The organism is Microbacterium natoriense (assembly GCF_030816295.1).
GTDB classification, from domain to species: domain Bacteria; phylum Actinomycetota; class Actinomycetes; order Actinomycetales; family Microbacteriaceae; genus Microbacterium; species Microbacterium natoriense_A.
Genome location: NZ_JAUSXV010000001.1, coordinates 1250586 through 1268790, shown reverse-complemented (window position 1 = coordinate 1268790; position 18205 = coordinate 1250586). Strand labels below are relative to the sequence as shown.

Below are 18205 nucleotides of genomic sequence, written 5' to 3'. Positions count from 1 at the left end.
AATCACCCCAATACTCTCACTGATCGCCGATCTCGGCGAGCGGATGCACCTGCGCGCTCGCACTGCGTCGACGACCTCCGCGCCGGCTCGATCATGACCGTCAGCCGGAGCGTTCGGCGAGCAGGCGAGCGGTCGCCGTGGCCATGTGCACGGCCATCGCGGATGCCGCGGCATCGCCGTCGCCCGCGGTGACGCCGGCGAGCACCGCGTCGTGTTCTGCCGTCGCGAGCTGCGCGTGCTCGCGGTCGTGCACGGCCCGGTCGGCGTAGACCTGCAGCAGGGAGCGGATCACGTGCAGGTGATCGGTGAGCGTCGCATTGCCCGCGGCTTCTGCGAGCGCGTGGTGGAAGTCGAGATCGGCACGCGCGAAGGCGTTGAGGTCGTCGTAGGACTCGCGCATGCGCGCAACATCCTTCTCCAGACGCGCGACGATCGCGGCATCCGCCCTGGTGGCCGCGAGGCGCGCCACGAAGATCTCGAGCCCTTCGCGGAGCTCGAGCAGCTCAGCCGTGTTGCGCTCGCCGATCAGCAGACCCCAGCGCAGCGTCTGCGGCAGCAGCTCGCTCGCCGCTCCCCGCAGATACGTGCCCGAACCGGGGCGCACATCGACGATGCCGAGGATCTCGAGCGCAGCGAGCGCTTCGCGCACCGCGGAACGCCCCACGCCGAGCGTCGTCGCCAGTTGCCGCTCAGGCGGAAGCCGAGTGCCGGCGGCGATGGAGCCGCCGGTGAACAGGTCGAGCATGCGCCTGGCGACCTCGGAGACCGGAGTGCCCGTGGGCAGCACGCCCAGCGCGGCCGTGATCTCGGCGGAGCGGTCGTCTGGAAACGCGGGCATGTCAACAACTTACGGCAGGGCATCGGAATACACGGCAGATTTTGGTCAACCGGTTCCTGAAAATCACTTGCAATTGGTCAACCGGTTTGTCACACTGGATCCGCACACCCCTCGATCACCGTCGATGAGCCAGGAGTCACCGTGGACCAGAACCCCCCGACCGAGAATCCGATCGCGAAGTCCGCGATCCGCAAGGTCGCCATCCGCCTCGTGCCCTTCGTGGCACTGATGTTCTTCATCAACTACCTCGACCGCACCGCGATCGGCTTCGCGTCGCCGAACGGCATGAACGACGACCTGGGTCTGAGCGCAGCTCAGTTCGGCTTCGCCTCAGGCGTCTTCTTCATCGGCTACATCCTTCTCGAGGTGCCGTCGAACCTCGCACTGCACCGCTTCGGCGCCCGCCGCTGGCTCGCCCGCATCATGGTGAGCTGGGGCATCGTCGCGCTGCTGTTCACGTGGGTGCAGAACTTCGAGCAGCTCATCGGGCTCCGCTTCCTCCTCGGAGTGGCCGAGGCCGGCTTCTTCCCCGGGGCGATCCTGTTCCTGAGCCTCTGGGTGCCCGCGCAGTACCGCGGCCGCATCCTCATGCTGTTCTACCTGGCACAGCCCCTGACCACCGTGATCGGCGCCCCGCTCGCCGGCGCGCTGATCCAGCAGCACGGCACGTTCTTCGGTCTCGAGGGCTGGCGTTTCATGTTCATGGGCGTCGCGCTCCCCGCGATCATCGTCGGCGTCATCGCGTGGTTCTACCTCAAGGACAAACCATCCGACGCCAAGTGGCTGACCGCCGAGGAGCAGACCTGGCTGACCGGCGCCCTCGAGGCCGAACGAGCCGCCACCGGCGCCGAGCAGAAGCACGTGTCCGCGCGCTTCGCGTTCTCGAGCGGACGCGTGTGGATGCTGTCGTTCATCTACTTCGGGTTCATCTACGGCCTCTACTCGCTGGCGTTCTTCCTGCCCACCATCATCGAGGGCTTCCAGGCCCAGTCGGGCGTCACGTACGACGTCGTGCAGAAGGGCCTGATCACCGCGATCCCGTATCTCCCCGCCGCCATCGTGATGTACTTCTGGTCGCGCGATGCCGGCAAGCGGGGCCTGAAGACCTGGCACATCGCGGCGCCGGCCATCGCGGGAGCCGTCTCGATCCCGCTCGCCCTGTTCGCCGGCTCCCCCGCCGCCACGATCGCCGTCATCACGATCACCGCCTGCGCGATCTTCGCGGCTCTGCCGAACTTCTGGACGCTGCCGACGCAGTTCCTCACCGGCGTCGCCGCGGCAGCCGGGGTGGCCCTGATCAACACGATCGGCAACCTGGCGGGCTTCAGCGCCCCGTACATCACCGGCGCCGTGCACGACTGGACCGGCGGCTACGAGATCCCGATGTTCATCGTCGGCGGGTTCATGCTGCTCTCGGCCGTCCTCATGGTCGTCCTCTCCCGCCAGCGCACGACCGCCCCGGCGCTCGTCGAAGAGGTCGCATCGTGACCCGCCTGTGGAACGATCCCGCCGACTTCGCCGACGAGATGATCGAGGGCTTCGTCGCCGCGAACGCTCGCTCCGTGCGGCGCGTGCCCGGCGGCGTCGTCCGAAGCACGGTCGTGCCCGAGGGGCAGGTGGTCGTGGTCGTCGGCGGCGGATCCGGTCACTACCCGGCCTTCGGCGGCCTGGTCGGGCAGGGCCTCGCCCACGGCGCCGCGATGGGCAACCTCTTCGCCTCGCCCTCGACGCAGCAGGTGTATGCGGTCGCGAAGGCCGCCGACCGCGGGGCCGGCGTGTTCTTCAGCTACGGCAACTACGCCGGCGACGTGCTGAACTTCGACGCGGCTCAGGAGAGGCTGCGCGCAGAGGGCATCCCCGCGCAGACCGTCACCGTGACCGATGACATCTTCAGCGCCGCGTCCGCCGAGAAGCATAAGCGCCGCGGGATCGCGGGCGATCTGACCGTGTTCCGCGCAGCCGCCGCCGCGGCCGAGGCCGGCTACGACCTCGACGAGGTGACCAGGGTCGCAGCGCTCGCGAACGAGCGGACCCGCTCATTCGGCGTCGCCTTCACGGGCTGCACGCTGCCCGGCGCCCCTGCCCCGCTGTTCACTGTGCCGGAGGGCCGCATGGCGATCGGCCTCGGCATCCACGGCGAGCCTGGCGTAGACGAGACCGGCATCCCCACGGCCGACGAGCTCGCAGCGCTCCTGGTCGACAGGCTCCTGGCCGAAGTACCAGACGGCGTCGCTGTCGCGGGTGCCCGCGTCGTTCCCATCCTCAACGGTCTCGGCTCACTGAAGTACGAGGAGATGTTCGTCGTCTACCGGCGCATCGCCGAACTGCTGACGGAGGCGGGGGCCGTGATCGTCGACCCGCACGTGGGCGAGTACTGCACGAGCTTCGACATGGCCGGCACCTCGCTGACCCTGTTCTGGCTCGACGAAGAGCTCGAGCGTCTCTGGGACACTCCTGTCGACGCGCCGGCCTACCGCCGCGGATCGGTCGTCGCGGCCGCCCAGGCGGTGGCCGTCGAGATCACCGCGGCCGAGGACCTGATCGTCCCCGGCGACGAGGAGTCGCAGTCGATCGCGCAACACGTGCGCGCGGCCCTTGAGGTCATCGTGCGGACGATCGACGACAACGTCGACGAACTCGGCCGCATCGACTCGATCGCCGGTGACGGCGACCACGGCATCGGCATGCAGCGCGGCTCGCACGCGGCTCTCGCCGCCGGCACGGCTGCAGTCGAGGCGGGTGCCGGCGCGCAGACCGCCCTGCAGCGTGCGGCAGACGCCTGGGCCGACAGGGCCGGCGGCACCTCGGGAGCGCTCTGGGGCGTCATCCTCAACGCCGTCGCCTCGCATCTGGGAGACTTGGGGAGCCCGGATGCCGCGGCCCTCGCCGCTGGTGTCGCCGACGGAGTGCGGGGCGTGCAGACCTACGGCAAGGCCGAGGTCGGCGACAAGACCATGGTCGACGCCCTCGTGCCGTTCACCACGACGCTGACCGCGGCTCTCGATGACGGCTCACGCCTCGTCGACGCATGGACGAGCGCCGCGGCCGCCGCCACCCGTGCGGCTCAGGCCAGCGCCGACCTTCTCCCGCGGATGGGTCGTGCACGCACGCACGGCGAGCACGCGATCGGCACCCCCGACCCCGGCGCGTTCTCCTTCGCGCTGATCACCACTGCTCTCGGCGACCTGCTCGCCGACGCTTCGACAAGCTCAGCGACCCAGGGCGCGGGCTCTGCGACCCCCGACAATCGATAGGACACCCCCATGACCGACCAGCTCCGCCTCGTGATCGGCTGCGATGACGCCGGATTCGACTACAAGGAGATCCTCAAGAAGGACCTCGAGAGCAGCGACGGCGTCGCATCCGTCATCGATGTGGGCGTTGATGCCGACGGCCACACCGCCTATCCCCGTGTGGCGATCGCCGCCGCCGAACTCGTCGCAGCCGGCGAGGCCGACCGCGCTCTGCTCATCTGCGGCACGGGCCTCGGCGTCGCGATCGCCGCGAACAAGGTGCCGGGCGTCCGCGCGGTCACCGCTCACGACTCGTTCTCGGTCGAGCGCGGAGTGCTCTCGAACAACGCGCAGATCCTCACGATGGGTCAGCGGGTCGTCGGCATCGAGCTCGCCCGCCGGCTCGTGCGCGAGTGGCTCACCTACCGCTTCGACACCTCGAGCGCGAGCGCCGACAAGGTGGCCGTGATCGACGCCTACGAGAGCACCGGATCCTGCTGATGTCGCAGGTCACCGTCGGCGTGAGCCTGAAGATGTACTTCGGGCACGAGCGGGCGCGCTCCTGGTTCGACGCGGTCGCCGCCAGGGTGCGCGATCACGCCGCCGTCCGCGGCGGCGCCGTCGAACTCTTCGTCACGCCCACGTACCTGCAGGTGCTCCCCGCCGTCAGCGCGTTCGCCGGGACCGCCGTGCGCATCGGCGGTCAGGACGTCTCGGCCGAGGACTCCGGCCCTTTCACGGGCGAGGTGTCCGCCGCCGAGCTGGCCGAGGTGGGCGCGACGATCGCCGAGATCGGTCACGCCGAACGCCGCCGCCTGTACGGCGAGACCGACGAGGTCACCGCGGCGAAGACCCGCGCCGCCCTGCGCGCGGGTATCACTCCGCTGCTCTGCATCGGAGAGACCGAGCGGCTGAGCCCCGCCGATGCCGCGGTCGTGGCCGTCGCTCAGCTGCGCTCCGCGCTCGAGGGGGCGGATGCCGGCGCCGTGATCGTCGCCTACGAGCCCGTGTGGGCGATCGGCGCCCCCAAGCCCGCAGGGCACGAACACATCCGAGTGGTCGCCGCGGCACTCCGTCAGACGGTGAACACGGATGCCGACCGCACCGGTTCCGCCGTGATCTACGGCGGGGCCGCAGGTCCCGGGCTGCTGACTTCGCTCGGCGACGCCGTCGACGGCGTGTTCCTCGGGCGCTTCGCCCACGAGCCGGACGCCCTCCTGCGTGTGGTCGACGAAGCAGCAGAACTGGCCGCCCTTCGACAGGCTCAGGGACCCAGCAGAGTTGCTCAGGGACCCAGCAGAGTTGCTCAGGGAGCCAGCAGAGTTGCTCAGGGAGCCAGCAGAGTTGCTCAGGAACCCCGCGGGCTCGCGGAGCCTGTCGACGCCCCCGACGGAGCCGACGCATGATCGGCCTCAGCACGTACTCGTACTTCTGGCAGCACTCCGACCGGGTGCCGGAACCGCTGACCCTGATCGGCGCCTTCGAAGACACTCGAGCGCAGGGCGTCGACCTGTTCCAGATCTGCGACTACGGCCCCCTCGAGTGGATGAGCGCGGCAGAGCTGCGCAACGCGGCCTCCGCCGCGAGCGCGCTCGGGCTCACGATCGAACTCGGCACCAAAGGGGTGGCGCCGGAGCATCTGCGGCACCTCCTGGAGCTCGCAGAGGTCTTCGACGCCCGTCTGGTGCGCAGCATGCTCTACGGCCCCGAGTCGCGACCGACGCTCGACGAGGCCGAGGACTGGCTGCGCGGCAGCATCCGCTCCTTCGAGTCCGCAGGGATCGACCTCGCGCTGGAGACGTACGAGCAGGTCGGCACCGCCGATCTCGTCGGTCTCGTGGAAAGAGTCGGCAGCGAACGGCTGGGCATCTGCCTCGACCCGGCGAACGTCGTCGCCCGCCTCGAGCAGCCGCGCACGTGCGTCGAGCTCGCCGCACCCTTCGTCAAGAACGTGCACGTCAAGGACTTCGCCTTCGCCCGGCAGGACGGCTGGGTGGGGTTCACGTACTCCGGCGCCGCCATGGGAACCGGGCTTCACGACTACCCCCATCTACTCACCACGATCAGACCTCGTGAACGCGAGATCAACGAGATCGTCGAGCACTGGCTGCCCTGGCAGGGCGACGCCGAGACCACCATCCGAACCGAGCGGGAATGGACCCGCATCACTCTCGAACATCTGAGGAGCACATCATGAGCGATACTTCGACAAGCTCGGCAACCCCTTCGACAGGCGCGGCAACGTACAAGATCGCCGTCATCGGCGCGGGCGGCAAGATGGGCATGCGCGTGTCCGACAACCTCGTGAAGACCGCGCACACGGTCTGGTACGTCGAGAACTCACCCGCGGGTCGGCAGCGCACGATCGACGCCGGTCGCGAGCTCACGGATGCCGCGACCGCGGTCGCCGACGCCGACATCGTCGTGCTCGCTGTGCCCGACCTGGCACTGGGTCCCGTGACGGCCGAACTCGTGCCGCAGCTGCGTTCCGGCGCGATCGTCCTGACCCTCGACCCCGCGGCGGCCTATGCGGGCCTGCTCACCACACGGGACGACGTCATCCAGGCCGTGGCGCACCCGTGCCACCCTTCGATCTTCCTGCAGCGCGAGACGCCGGAGCAGTGGGCCGACACCTTCGGCGGGATCGCCGCGCCGCAGGACGCGATCGCGGCGATCGAGTCCGACGACCAGGCGAAGAAGGCCATCGTCGAGGCGACCGTGCGCGCGATCTATGCTCCCGTGATCGACGTGCACTGGGTCACGATCAAGCAACTCGCCCAGCTCGAGCCGACGCTGGTCGAGACGGTCGCCTGCATGATCGGCGCGCTGCTCAACGAGGCGTTGCACGAGACCGTGAACACCATGGGCGTCCCCGAGGCGGCGGCCCGCAGCATCCTCTACGGGCACACCCAGGTCGCGCTCGCGAACGGGCTCCGCGGAGACAACCCGTTCTCGGACGCCTGCCTGATCGCGATGGACTACGGACGTGAGAGCATCATCAAGGAGGACTGGAAGAAGATCTTCCAGGATGACGAGCTCGACAAGAACCTCGCCCGGATGCTGCACCTGGACCACATCGAGCGCTGAGAGATGACACGACTTCACGGAAAGACCGCCCTCGTCACGGGCGGCGCCCTGGGCATCGGCCTGGCGGTCGCACAGCGTTTCGCGAACGAGGGCGCCCGCGTCATCCTCGCCGACCGCAACAGTGAAGGTGCGGCCGAGGCTGCAGCCGCGATCGGCGCGAGCGCACGCGCCGTCACGATGGACATCTCCGACGAGACCGCGGTCGCCGCGGCCTTCGCCGAGGTCGAAGAGGCCGGCTGGGCACCAGACGTCGTCGTCGCCAACGCCGGCGTGCAGCTGTTCGGCCAGGATGCGCCGATCGCCGACCTCGACCTGGACGTGTGGAAGCGCACGATCGACATCAACCTGACCGGCACCTTCCTGACCGTGAAGTACGCGGTGCGGACGATGCTGAAGCTCGGCGGAGGGTCGATCATCCTGACCGGCAGCCCCACGGCGGTCAACGGAGAAGGCAAGGACTTCACGGCCTACAGCTCGTCGAAGGCGGGGATGCACGGTCTCGGCCGGGCCGTCGCCGCCGCCTATGCCGATCGCGGCATACGGGTGAATACCGTGCAGCCGGCCTACACCGAGACGCCGCTCGTCGCCGCGATCAGCGAAGACCCCGAGTCCCGCGCGGCGATCATCAGCCGCATCCCGATCGGCCGCGCAGGCACCCCGGCCGACGTCGCGGGCATCATGGTCTACCTCGCGAGCGACGACGGCTCCTTCGCGACGGGCGCGACCTTCCAGGTCGACGGAGGCATGACGTCGCTGTGAACGCATCGTGGTGGCGGACCGACGCGATCGCGTGGTCGGCAGGCGAGTGGAGCCTCGAACTCCGCGGCGACGAGCTGGCCGAGATCCGCCATCACGACGCGATCGTCCTGCGCGGAGTGCGTGCCGCAGTTCGCGTTCGTGGCTGGCAGACGGTTCCGGTGCTGGTGACAGCGGTCACCGCCGAACCCGACGCGCTCACGGTGTCGCTGCGGCACGAGGGGCTCGGCACGCTCCTCGACTCGACACTGCGCGCGACGGTGCACGGCGGCGAGCTCATGATCGCCTGGGCGGGCGTGAACCAGATCGGCTTCGACGCCTGCCGCGTCGGTCTCGTCGCACTGCATCCAGCGTCCGACTCCGGACGCCCCGCCGTGGTCGTGCACACCGACGGTGCAGCCGAGGACGTCGTCTTCCCCGAAGCGATCAGCCCGCACCAGCCGATCCGAGACATCCGCGAACTGCGCCTCAACGACGTCGTGCTGGCCTTCCACGGCGATGTCTTCGAGATGGAGGACCAGCGCAACTGGACGGACGCCTCGTTCAAGACCTACAGTCGCCCGCTCGCTCTTGCGTACCCCTATCGGGTGGATGCCGGTGAAGCCGTGCGGCAGTCGATCACGATCCGCGCGAGCTGCGCGCAGAGGGGTACGCGCGCAATCGGCGCCGACGTGATCGAGCTGCGCCCCGCCGGCGCGTTCCCCGCGATCGGCGTCGAGGCGTCGACAGCGCCCGACCCCGTGGCAGCGGCGGATCTCGGGGCGTTCCGCGTGGTCGAGCTCGACCTCACGACGCCGACCTGGCCTGCCGCACTCGCACGCGCCGCCACCGACGGGCGACCACTCGACGTTCGGCTGGTCACGCGCGGAACCGCCCAGGAGCTCTCCGCAGCCGCAGCCGCGCTGTCCGAGGTCGAGGTGCTCCGCATCACGCCCTTCGACAGCGACGAGCACATCACGACGGCAGGCCTCCTCGGCGCGACGCGCGCCGCACTCGCCACCGCCCGCGTGCACGCACCGCTGCTCGCCGGCTCCCGCTCGCACTTCACCGAGCTAAATCGAGAGCAGGCGCGGATCCCTCGTGAGGTCGACGGCATCGTCGTGAACACGACTCCGCTGTTCCATGCGCTCGACACCGAGCAGCTCGTCGAGGCGGTCGCCGTGCAGCGTCTGATCGCAGAGCAGAGCGTGCGGATCGCCGACGGGCGGCCGGTGCACATCGGACCGGTCTCGCTGCGACCGCGATTCAACAACGTCGCGACGACGCCCGAGCCCGGCCCTGACAGGGCGGACCTGTCGAAGGGATACGGTGCACAGTTCACCGGCGCGGTGGACGAGAGGCAGACATCGGCGGAACTCGCCGCCTGGGTCGTCGCGAGCGCTGCCGCATCGGCCGTGCCGGGGGTCGCCACATTGTCTTGGTTCGAGACGACCGGTCCGCGCGGCCTCGAGGGCACGCCCGCCGCAGAGGCCATCGCCGCGCTCGAGGCCCTGGCCGGCGGAGAGCTGCTCACCGGTCCGAGCCCGGACGGACTCATCTGGGCCATCGGCTCGCGGCGCGATGATGCGGACACGGTGCTCGTCGCGAACCTGGACCGCATCGAGCGCGCGTTCTCGGTGGATGCGGCATCCGTCGCCCTCGCCCCTGGCACCTGGAGCCGCATCACCCGCCGATAGGTCAACCGCGCGAGAACAGGACGCACGCGCGAGAAACATCCTGTTCTCGCGCGGTTGACCTCTTCTCGGGAGGCCCAGGTTGCGCACGGCACTCGTCATCCGTATTCTTGAAACGATTCAAATCGTCCTTGGAGGATCGTCACCGATGTCAACCACGTCCCGCGTGTGCTTCCGACTGCAGGTGCGCCCCGAGCTACTCGACGAGTACCGTGCACGCCACTGCCCCGTCTGGCCCGAGATGCTCGCCGAGATCGCGGCGTCCGGTCGCCGCAACTACTCGCTGTTCCTCGGCGACGACGGCATGCTGGTCGGCTACTACGAGACAGACGACGATGCCGCCGCACAGGCGTACCTCGCTGCGTCCGAGACTGCCGCACGGTGGGAATCGGAGATGAGCCGCTTCTTCGTCGATCTCACCGGACGCCCCGATCAGGCCGCAGCACCCCTCATCGAAGTGTTCAACCTCGCGGCACAGCTGTCCGCAATCGACACCATCACAGAAAGCGAGTGACGATGTCCGTCCTCACCCCCGAGATCCAGTCCGCCCTCGCGGATCAGGCGATCGAGCTGCCCAGCTGGGCGTTCGGCAACTCCGGCACCCGCTTCAAGGTGTTCGGAACGCCGGGAACGCCGCGCGACCCCTTCGAGAAGATCGCGGATGCCGCGCAGGTGCACAGGTACACGGCTCTCGCCCCCTCGGTCGCGCTGCACATCCCGTGGGATCTCGTGGACTCCTTCGACGACCTGCGCCGTCATGCCGAGGACCTCGGCGTCTCGCTCGGCACGATCAACTCGAACACGTTCCAGGACGACGACTACAAGTTCGGCGCCCTCACCCATGAAGACGTCGCGGTGCGACGCAAGGCCATCGATCACCATCTCGCCTGCATCGACGTGATGGATGCGACGGGGTCGCGCGACCTGAAGATCTGGCTCGCCGAGGGGTCGAACTACCCCGGCCAGGCAGACATGCGCGGCCGTCAGGATCGACTGCACGAGTCGCTGCAGGAGATCTACGCGCGACTCGGAGACGAGCAGCGACTGGTTCTCGAGTACAAGTTCTTCGAACCGGCGTTCTACCACACCGACGTGCCGGACTGGGGCACGTCCTACGCGCAGGTCGCGGCCCTCGGCGACAAGGCGTCGGTCTGCCTCGACACGGGTCACCACGCGCCGGGCACGAACATCGAGTTCATCGTCATGCAGCTGCTGCGCCTCGGCAAGCTCGGATCGTTCGACTTCAACTCGCGCTTCTACGCGGATGACGACCTGATCGTCGGCGCGGCCGACCCGTTCCAGCTGTTCCGCATCATCGTCGAGGTCATCCGGGGCGGAGGGCTGAACAACCCCGACGTGGCCTTCATGCTCGACCAATGCCACAACGTCGAAGACAAGATCCCCGGGCAGATCCGCTCGGTGCTGAACGTGCAGGAGATGACGGCACGCGCACTGCTCCTCGACCGCGAGGCACTCGCCGTCGCACAGCGCTCCGGCGACGTGCTCGAGGCCCACCGCCTCTTCATGGACGCGTTCTACACCGACGTCCGCCCCGCCCTCGCAGAGTGGCGCGAGAGCCGCGGCCTCCCCGGCGACCCGATGAAGGCCTTCGCCGACTCCGGCTACCTCGCCGAGATCGCGACCGACCGCGTGGGCGGCGTGCAGGCCGGCTGGGGCGCCTGAGCGCGCCGATCTCGAACCTCGACTAAGGACGCATCTGATGACGAATCCCACCGCCGCCGCTCTCATCGAGCGGTCCAACCGCCTGGGCGCCGACCCGAAGAACACGAACTACGCCGGCGGCAACACCTCGGCCAAGGGCACCGAGACAGATCCGGTCACGGGGCAGCTGGTCGAGTTGCTCTGGGTCAAGGGCTCCGGTGGAGACCTGAGCACTCTCACGGAGCAGGGGCTGGCCGTGCTGCGCCTCGACCGCATGCGCGCGCTCGTCGACGTCTATCCCGGCGTCGAGCGCGAAGACGAGATGGTCGCGGCGTTCGACTACTGCCTGCACGGCAAGGGGGGAGCCGCCCCGTCGATCGACACGGCGATGCACGGGCTCGTCGACGCCGCGCACGTCGACCACCTGCACCCGGACTCCGGCATCGCGATCGCGACCGCCGCCGACGGCGAGGAGCTCACCGCCACGATCTTCGGCGACAAGGTCGTCTGGGTGCCGTGGCGCCGTCCCGGCTTCCAGCTCGGGCTCGACATCGCTGCGATCAAGGCCCGCAACCCGCAGGCGATCGGCACGATCCTCGGCGGTCACGGCATCACCGCCTGGGGAGACACCAGCAAAGAGGCCGAGGCCAACTCGCTTTGGATCATCGACACCGCGGCCGCCTACATCGCCGAGCACGGCACGGCACAGCCGTTTGGCGCCGTGCGCGCGGGATTCGAGGCTCTGCCCGAGATCGAGCGCCGTCAGCGCGCCGCCGCCCTCGCCCCGACGATCCGCGGCATCGCCTCACGCGACAAGCCGCAGGTCGGCCACTTCACCGACGCCGACGTCGTGCTCGACTTCCTTTCCTCCGAACGTGCGCCCGAACTCGCCGCGCTCGGCACGAGCTGCCCTGACCACTTCCTGCGCACCAAGGTCAAACCGTTGATCCTCGATCTTCCGGCCACTTCATCCGTCGAGGAGCAGATCGCGCGCCTGCACGAGCTGCACGAGGAGTACCGCGCCGACTACCAGGCCTACTACGACGCGCACGCGACCGCCGACTCCCCCGCGATCCGCGGGGCCGATCCGCTCATCGTCCTCATCCCCGGCGTGGGTATGTTCTCCTACGGCGCGAACAAGCAGACCGCCCGCGTCGCCGGCGAGTTCTACGTCAACGCGATCAACGTCATGCGCGGCGCCGAGGCGCTGTCGACCTACTCCCCCATCTCCGACGCCGAGAAGTTCCGCATCGAGTACTGGGCGCTCGAAGAGGCCAAGCTGCAGCGGATGCCGAAGCCGAAGTCGCACCAGGGACGCATCGCCTTCGTCACCGGCGCCGCATCGGGCATCGGCAAGGCGATCGCCGTGCGCCTCGCGGCCGAGGGCGCATGCGTCGTCGTCGCCGACCTCGACCTCGAGAAGGCGCAGGCCGCCGCCGCTGAGCTCGGAGGCACCGATGTCGCGATCGGCGTCGCCGCGAACGTGGCGGATGCGGATGCCGTGCAGGCTGCGATCGACGAGGCCCTGCTGGCGTTCGGCGGCGTCGACCTCGTCGTGAACAATGCTGGCCTGTCGTTGTCGAAGCCGCTGCTGGAGACCACCGAGAAGGACTGGGACCTGCAGCATGACGTCATGGCGAAGGGTTCGTTTCTCGTCTCGAAGGCTGCGGCCCGTGTGCTGATCGAGCAGCAGCTCGGCGGCGACATCATCTACATCTCTTCGAAGAACTCGGTCTTCGCCGGCCCGAGCAACATCGCGTACTCCGCGACGAAGGCCGACCAGGCGCACCAGGTGCGGCTGCTCGCGGTCGAGCTCGGCGAGTACGGCATCCGCGTCAACGGCATCAACCCCGACGGCGTGGTGCGCGGCTCGGGCATCTTCGCCTCCGGCTGGGGCGCCAACCGCGCCGCGACCTATGGTGTGGCAGAAGAGGACCTCGGCCAGTACTACGCGAACCGCACGATCCTCAAGCGCGAGGTCGTTCCCGAGAACGTGGCGGATGCCGTGTTCGTGCTCACCGGCCCGGAGCTCAGCCGCACCACCGGCCTGCACATCCCGGTCGACTCCGGCGTCGCCGCCGCGTTCCTGCGATGAGTACGCGCGCCGTCGCCGCCGTCGACCTCGGCGCCACCAGCGGACGGGTCATGATCGGCCGGATCGGCGAGGGCGTGCTCGACCTCGAACTCGTGTCGCGGTTCCCGAACGGCCCGGTCGAACGCGAAGACGGCCTGCACTGGGCCTTCGAGGCGCTGTACGAGCACGTCGTCGCGGGGCTGACCGAGGCCGTGCGCCGGGAACCGTCGATCGAGAGCATCGGCATCGACTCGTGGGCCGTCGACTACGGTCTGCTGCGCGACGGTGAACTGCTCGCCGAGCCGTTCCACTATCGCGACGGTCGCAGCGAACGCGGGGTGACCGAGGTGCACGCGCGCGTGCCGTTCGATGAGCTGTACAGCCGCAACGGTCTGCAGTTCCTGCCCTTCAACACGCTGTACCAGTACCGCGCCGACGGCAGGACGGCGGATGCCGACACGGCCCTGCTGATCCCCGACCTCATCGCCTTCCTGCTCACCGGCGTCGCTGTCGCCGAACACACGAACGCCTCGACGACCGGTCTGCTGAACGTGGAGACCTCGGCGTGGGACTTTGAACTCGCCGAGCGGATCGGCGTCCCGACCGGCATCCTCCCGCCTCTCGTCGACCCCGGCACCGTGATCGGCGCCCTGCGCCCAGATCTGGCCGAACGCATCGGCAAGGAACTGCCCGTGATCGCCGTCGGGTCGCACGACACGGCCTCCGCCGTCGTCGCCGTCCCGCTCTCGAGCGCCGGTTCTGCGTACATCTCGTGCGGCACCTGGGGACTCGTCGGCCTCGAGTTGCGTGAGCCGCAGGTGACGGATGCCGCGCGCGACGCGGATTTCACCCACGAGCTCGGCGTCGACGGGCGCTACCGCTTCCTCCACAACGTGTCAGGGCTCTGGCTGCTCAGCGAGAGCGTTCGCGCATGGGAGACCGAGGACGGCACGGCGATCGATCTGCCGGAACTGCTCGCGGCGGCATCCGCGGTGGCCGGCGATATCCCGCTCTTCGACGCGAACGACCCCTCGCTGAGTGCGCCGGGAGACATGCCCCGCCGCATCGCGGCACTCCTCGGCGACCGGACGCCCGATTCGCGTCCCGCCTTCGCGCGCAGCATCGTCGAATCGATCGCCGCGGCCTTCGCGGACGCGGTGCAGACGGCATCTGCCCTCGCCGGGCGCGACATCGACTGCATCCACGTCGTGGGCGGTGGATCGCTCAACCGGCTGCTCTGCCAGGCCACGGCCGACCGCGCGGATCTGCCCGTGCTCGCCGGCCCCGTCGAGGCCACCGCGCTCGGCAACGTGCTGGTTCAGGGCCGCGCGCTCGGCGCCGCTCCGGCGACCCTCGAGGAGCTGCGGGCCCTCGTCGCGGCGACGCACGAGCTGGTCCGCTACGAGCCGCGCGGCTGATCCGGGCCGCAGCGACCGACTGCGAACGACGGTGCCAACGCACGGATGCCCGGGATCTGCGCCCCGTCGTCCCGCATCCGGGTGCGCCCAACTGGCGCCTCACGCCGAGAACGCGACCACAACACGCACCCCGGCGCGCACAAGGCGCGACCAACCGAGGCATCCCACTGTTGCAGACAGCGAAGTGCGCCCAACTGCCGCCTCTCGCTGAAAGAGCCGACCACAACGCGCACCTCGCCCGCGCGGCCCGGCTACTCCACAGCGATGGCAGCGGATGCCGGAGCGAACCCCTCGGCGGTGACCGTCACCGTCGCCTCGGTCGCCGCCACATCCGCGCGCACGATCGCGAGCGCGCGGCCGTCACAGGTCGTCACGGAAGGTCCCGCGAAGGTCTCCTCGGTGCGCGCCCGCGCCGATCCGAGGCCCGCGAGCGAACCACCCGACACCGTCACCGTCACGAGCCGATCGGCATCGCACAGCAGCGTGCCGTCGGCATCCGCGATCGTGATCTCCACGTAGCCGAGGCCGTCCGCCGAGATCGACGGCGACTCGGCTCGCGCCGACAGCACGGGCGCGCCCGCAGTACGCAGGGAGGTCCTGGCCACCTCGGCACCGCCCGCGAAGGCGACCGCGGTGAGCTCTCCCCGGCGGTACTCCGTCTCGAAGCGCGCGATCAGCGGCCGCGGCTCGCCGACCGCGACCCGGTCGAGCATGACGCCGTCGAGCATCAGCTCGACCTCGTCGGCTTGCGCGTACACGTCGACCGTGACCGGAGAGCCGTCGGGCACTCCCCACGACCAGCTCGACACGACGTCGTCCCACGACCACGGCGTCTTGGCGACGGGGCGGCCGTGGTGCTGCGGACGGTGCACGGCGATCGCCGGCTCAGCCCGCAGCCCGTATGCGATCTCGCGGTAGTACGAGGCGGGCAGCCTGAGACCTGTGATGTCGATGTCACCGCAGTCGGCGAGCAGGTACGGGAAAGGGCCCGCCGTCCCGGTCGGCTCGTAGCCCTCGGCATCCGTGTAGTCGACGCGCCCGATCCCGGCCTCGCCGATGTAGTCCCAGCCGGTCCAGGTGAAGTCGCCGATGACGTGCGGCAGGCGCTTGACGTCGGCCCACAGCGAGGCGATGCGGTCGGGGAAGGTCTCGGATCCCACGATCACGCGGTTCGGGAAGAGGTCGGCGTCGAGGTCGTACCGGGAATCGGCGTAGTTGAACCCGACGACGTCGAGCACGGCGGCCGACTCCTCGGTCGAGTCCGTGATCAGCTGCGAGGCGTTCATGAGCGCCATCTGCTCGCCCATGTCGGCCATCATCGTGTTCGGGTCGGCCGCCTGCGCTTCGGCCATGGCTTCGGCCATGCGGTCAAGATTCGCGATGATGCCGTTGATGCCGTTCGTCACGAACCGCGTGGGGTCGAGGCGCCGGAACTCCTCAGCGAGGCGACGGCTCCACGTGGCGCCGTGCGGTGTGGCCAGCTCGAGGATCTCGTTGCCGATCGAGTACAGCACGACGCTCGGGTGGTTGCGGTCCTTCGCGACGAGAGCGGCGACGTCACGGGGCCAGCGCTCGTCGAAGCCGATCGAGCTGTCGAACACGGTCTTCGACCGGGTCCACACGTCGGTGAGCTCGTCCATCACGAGCATGCCGTACGCGTCGCACGCGTCGAGCAGGGCACGGCTCGCCGGGTTGTGCGCGCTGCGGATCGCGTTGAAGCCCGCGGCCTTGAGAAGGCGGATGCGGCGGTCCTCGGCATCCGCGATCGACACCGCACCCAGGGGACCGTTGTCGTGGTGGATGCACGCGCCGCGCAGGTCGACCGTCACGCCGTTGACGCGCAGTCCGTGCACGGTGTCGAGCTGCAGGCGGCGGATGCCGAAGGCAGTGGTCTCCTCATCCGTCACCTCGCCGGATGCATCCGTCAGCACCGTCCGCACGCGGTAGCGGTGCGGAGACTCCGGGCCCCACAGGCGCGGCGACGGCACAGCGAGCCGCACGCGGGCGGTGGCGGTCTCACCGGGCAGCACGGTGACAGGAGAGTCTCCGGATGCCGCGACCACGTCGTCGTCGGTGATCGTCCAGGCGATCCGACGGGTTGCGGTATGCCGGGTGCCGTTCTCGACGGTGGTCGCGATCTCGACGATCGCGCGCTCGGCCTCGATGTCGCTCGAGGTCGCGCTCGTTCCGTCGAGCGCGAGGTGCACGGGGTCGTCGACGATCAGGTGCACGGGTCGGTAGATGCCGCCTCCGGTGTACCACCGGCTGTCGCGGTGCACGCGGGCCTCGACCGTGATCGTGTTCGTCTCGCCGAAGCGCAGGAACGGGTCGGCGTCGATAACGAAGGCGGCGTAGCCGTTCGCCTCGTGCCCGGCGAAGTCGCCGTTGATGCAGACCGTGGCGTCGCGGTAGACGCCCTCGAACTCGATGCGCACGGTCTTGTCGCGCCAGTCGTCCGGCACGTCGAAGCTCTTCGCGTACACGAACACGCCGCCCGGGATGTACCCGCTGTGCACTCCCTGCCCGCCGTCGACCGAGCGGGGCAGGTCTCGCAGTGCGTCGTGCGGCACGTGCACCGCGACCGGAGCGCTGTCGGCGTCCTTCGCCTCGAAGGCGCCGAGCTTCGGACCCACCGTCCAGCCGTCGGCGAAAGGCAGGCGGGTCATCCGGCGTCCTCGTCACTGCCCGCGACCGCGTCGGAGGCCTCTCCCGGTTCGGTCCAGTCGACGTCTGCGAGCGCATCGATGCACTCGTGCAGCGCGTCGGCGATGTCGACGATGTCGCGGTCGAGCAGCCACTGCACTTGAAGCCCGTCCCACAGCGCGATGAGCACGATGGCCGCTCGCCGCGGTGTGACGCCCGGCCGCAGCCGCCCCTGGCTGCCGAGCGTGCTGAACGACTTGAGGAACGCGGCCCTGGTGGTCTCGTAGCGACGAGTGAAGTACGCGTGAGCGGGGTGGTCCGGGGCGGTGGCCTCGGCGGACAACGTGCAGTACAGCTCGACCACACCGGGAACCGTCGCGTTGTAGGCGGCCAGGGCGACGACTCCCCGCAGCGCGGCATGGGGGTCGTCCGAGTCGAGCGGCACCATCTCACGGGAGCGATCGTCGCGGCGCGAGAGCACGGCCTCGAGCAGTGCGACCTTGTTCGGGAAGTGGTGCAGCAGGCCGGCCTCGCTGATGCCGACCCGCTGAGCGACTTCTCGCAGGGATCCGGACCGATAGCCGCCCTCGGCGAACACCTCGAGAGCGGCGTCGAGGATCGCCTCGCGCCTCTTGCGCGTCTTGGCGTACTCGCCGCGTGCTCGGCGCGGTGCCTTCGTCGTCGTGGTGGTGTTCGTCATCGCTGTCACCGTATCCCAGTTCTCCGCCTCGTCGCGGTTCTCCTCTGGCCCCCTCAATGACCGTTCTATAACGAATTCCGAGTAAGCGCTAGGTTTTCTTCCAAAAACCTAGCGGACACTC

General features: G+C 69.3%; 15 protein-coding genes. 12 read left to right on the top strand and 3 right to left on the bottom strand.

Features of this window, described 5'->3' with window-relative positions:
- Positions 1 to 100 precede the first annotated feature (100 nt).
- Complete coding sequence (locus QFZ53_RS05790; RefSeq protein WP_307294507.1) at positions 101 to 838, bottom strand: FadR/GntR family transcriptional regulator; 738 nt, start codon at positions 836 to 838, stop codon at positions 101 to 103.
- A 228-nt stretch (positions 839 to 1066) separates the two neighbouring features.
- Between QFZ53_RS05790 and QFZ53_RS05785 the strand changes: the two genes are divergently transcribed.
- From QFZ53_RS05785 to QFZ53_RS05730, 12 genes are all read left to right on the top strand, one after another.
- The gene (locus QFZ53_RS05785; RefSeq protein ID WP_307299363.1) at positions 1067 to 2326 is read left to right on the top strand and encodes an MFS transporter; all 1260 of its coding nucleotides are present in this window, start codon (positions 1067 to 1069) and stop codon (positions 2324 to 2326) included.
- Complete coding sequence (locus tag QFZ53_RS05780; protein WP_307294505.1) at positions 2323 to 4092, top strand: dihydroxyacetone kinase family protein; 1770 nt, start codon at positions 2323 to 2325, stop codon at positions 4090 to 4092. Before QFZ53_RS05785 ends, QFZ53_RS05780 begins: the two co-directional genes overlap by 4 nt.
- 9 nt (positions 4093 to 4101) lie before the next feature.
- Complete coding sequence (locus QFZ53_RS05775) at positions 4102 to 4572, top strand: ribose-5-phosphate isomerase (protein ID WP_307294503.1); 471 nt, start codon at positions 4102 to 4104, stop codon at positions 4570 to 4572.
- A complete protein-coding gene (locus QFZ53_RS05770; RefSeq protein ID WP_307294501.1) occupies positions 4572 to 5477 on the top strand; it encodes a triose-phosphate isomerase family protein in 906 nt (301 codons plus the stop codon). Before QFZ53_RS05775 ends, QFZ53_RS05770 begins: the two co-directional genes overlap by 1 nt.
- Positions 5474 to 6268: a sugar phosphate isomerase/epimerase family protein gene (locus QFZ53_RS05765; RefSeq protein ID WP_307294496.1), complete on the top strand. Its 795-nt coding sequence runs from the start codon at positions 5474 to 5476 to the stop codon at positions 6266 to 6268. The genes QFZ53_RS05770 and QFZ53_RS05765 overlap by 4 nt, the downstream gene beginning before the upstream one ends.
- Positions 6265 to 7158: a phosphogluconate dehydrogenase C-terminal domain-containing protein gene (locus QFZ53_RS05760; protein WP_307294494.1), complete on the top strand. Its 894-nt coding sequence runs from the start codon at positions 6265 to 6267 to the stop codon at positions 7156 to 7158. The genes QFZ53_RS05765 and QFZ53_RS05760 overlap by 4 nt, the downstream gene beginning before the upstream one ends.
- Positions 7159 to 7161: 3 nt before the next feature.
- Complete coding sequence (locus QFZ53_RS05755) at positions 7162 to 7917, top strand: SDR family NAD(P)-dependent oxidoreductase (RefSeq protein WP_307294491.1); 756 nt, start codon at positions 7162 to 7164, stop codon at positions 7915 to 7917.
- Positions 7914 to 9590 (top strand): hypothetical protein, encoded by a 1677-nt coding sequence (locus QFZ53_RS05750; protein WP_307294489.1) that lies wholly within the window; start codon positions 7914 to 7916, stop codon positions 9588 to 9590. The genes QFZ53_RS05755 and QFZ53_RS05750 overlap by 4 nt, the downstream gene beginning before the upstream one ends.
- Positions 9591 to 9735: 145 nt before the next feature.
- Positions 9736 to 10101, top strand: a complete 366-nt coding sequence (locus QFZ53_RS05745) for an L-rhamnose mutarotase (protein WP_307294487.1) — start codon at positions 9736 to 9738, stop codon at positions 10099 to 10101.
- A 2-nt stretch (positions 10102 to 10103) separates the two neighbouring features.
- The gene (gene rhaI / locus QFZ53_RS05740; protein WP_307294484.1) at positions 10104 to 11270 is read left to right on the top strand and encodes an L-rhamnose isomerase; all 1167 of its coding nucleotides are present in this window, start codon (positions 10104 to 10106) and stop codon (positions 11268 to 11270) included.
- A gap of 37 nt (positions 11271 to 11307) precedes the next feature.
- Complete coding sequence (locus QFZ53_RS05735) at positions 11308 to 13344, top strand: bifunctional aldolase/short-chain dehydrogenase (protein WP_307294481.1); 2037 nt, start codon at positions 11308 to 11310, stop codon at positions 13342 to 13344.
- Positions 13341 to 14741 carry a rhamnulokinase gene (locus QFZ53_RS05730; RefSeq protein WP_307294479.1) on the top strand — a complete coding sequence of 467 codons (1401 nt, stop codon included), beginning with the start codon at positions 13341 to 13343 and terminating at the stop codon, positions 14739 to 14741. Before QFZ53_RS05735 ends, QFZ53_RS05730 begins: the two co-directional genes overlap by 4 nt.
- 251 nt (positions 14742 to 14992) lie before the next feature.
- On the opposite strand, the gene QFZ53_RS05725 is transcribed toward QFZ53_RS05730, so the two are convergent.
- Both QFZ53_RS05725 and QFZ53_RS05720 read right to left on the bottom strand, forming a co-directional pair.
- Complete coding sequence (locus QFZ53_RS05725) at positions 14993 to 17407, bottom strand: glycoside hydrolase family 2 TIM barrel-domain containing protein (RefSeq protein ID WP_307294475.1); 2415 nt, start codon at positions 17405 to 17407, stop codon at positions 14993 to 14995.
- On the bottom strand, positions 17404 to 18084 hold the full coding sequence (locus tag QFZ53_RS05720; RefSeq protein ID WP_307294472.1) for a TetR/AcrR family transcriptional regulator: 681 nt from the start codon (positions 18082 to 18084) through the stop codon (positions 17404 to 17406). Before QFZ53_RS05720 ends, QFZ53_RS05725 begins: the two co-directional genes overlap by 4 nt.
- Positions 18085 to 18205: the final 121 nt, after the last annotated feature.

Excerpts from the sequence above, each read along its gene's own strand:
- QFZ53_RS05790 (WP_307294507.1), bottom strand. The coding sequence starts at position 838 with ATGCCCGCGTTTCCAGACGACCGCTCCGCCGAGATCACGGCCGCGCTG.
- QFZ53_RS05770 (WP_307294501.1), top strand. The coding sequence starts at position 4,572 with ATGTCGCAGGTCACCGTCGGCGTGAGCCTGAAGATGTACTTCGGGCAC.
- QFZ53_RS05760 (WP_307294494.1), top strand. The coding sequence starts at position 6,265 with ATGAGCGATACTTCGACAAGCTCGGCAACCCCTTCGACAGGCGCGGCA.
- QFZ53_RS05720 (WP_307294472.1), bottom strand. The coding sequence starts at position 18,084 with ATGACGAACACCACCACGACGACGAAGGCACCGCGCCGAGCACGCGGC.
- QFZ53_RS05765 (WP_307294496.1), top strand. The coding sequence starts at position 5,474 with ATGATCGGCCTCAGCACGTACTCGTACTTCTGGCAGCACTCCGACCGG.
- QFZ53_RS05775 (WP_307294503.1), top strand. The coding sequence starts at position 4,102 with ATGACCGACCAGCTCCGCCTCGTGATCGGCTGCGATGACGCCGGATTC.
- QFZ53_RS05730 (WP_307294479.1), top strand. The coding sequence starts at position 13,341 with ATGAGTACGCGCGCCGTCGCCGCCGTCGACCTCGGCGCCACCAGCGGA.
- rhaI (WP_307294484.1), top strand. The coding sequence starts at position 10,104 with ATGTCCGTCCTCACCCCCGAGATCCAGTCCGCCCTCGCGGATCAGGCG.
- QFZ53_RS05755 (WP_307294491.1), top strand. The coding sequence starts at position 7,162 with ATGACACGACTTCACGGAAAGACCGCCCTCGTCACGGGCGGCGCCCTG.
- QFZ53_RS05785 (WP_307299363.1), top strand. The coding sequence starts at position 1,067 with ATGTTCTTCATCAACTACCTCGACCGCACCGCGATCGGCTTCGCGTCG.
- QFZ53_RS05725 (WP_307294475.1), bottom strand. The coding sequence starts at position 17,407 with ATGACCCGCCTGCCTTTCGCCGACGGCTGGACGGTGGGTCCGAAGCTC.
- QFZ53_RS05745 (WP_307294487.1), top strand. The coding sequence starts at position 9,736 with ATGTCAACCACGTCCCGCGTGTGCTTCCGACTGCAGGTGCGCCCCGAG.
- QFZ53_RS05735 (WP_307294481.1), top strand. The coding sequence starts at position 11,308 with ATGACGAATCCCACCGCCGCCGCTCTCATCGAGCGGTCCAACCGCCTG.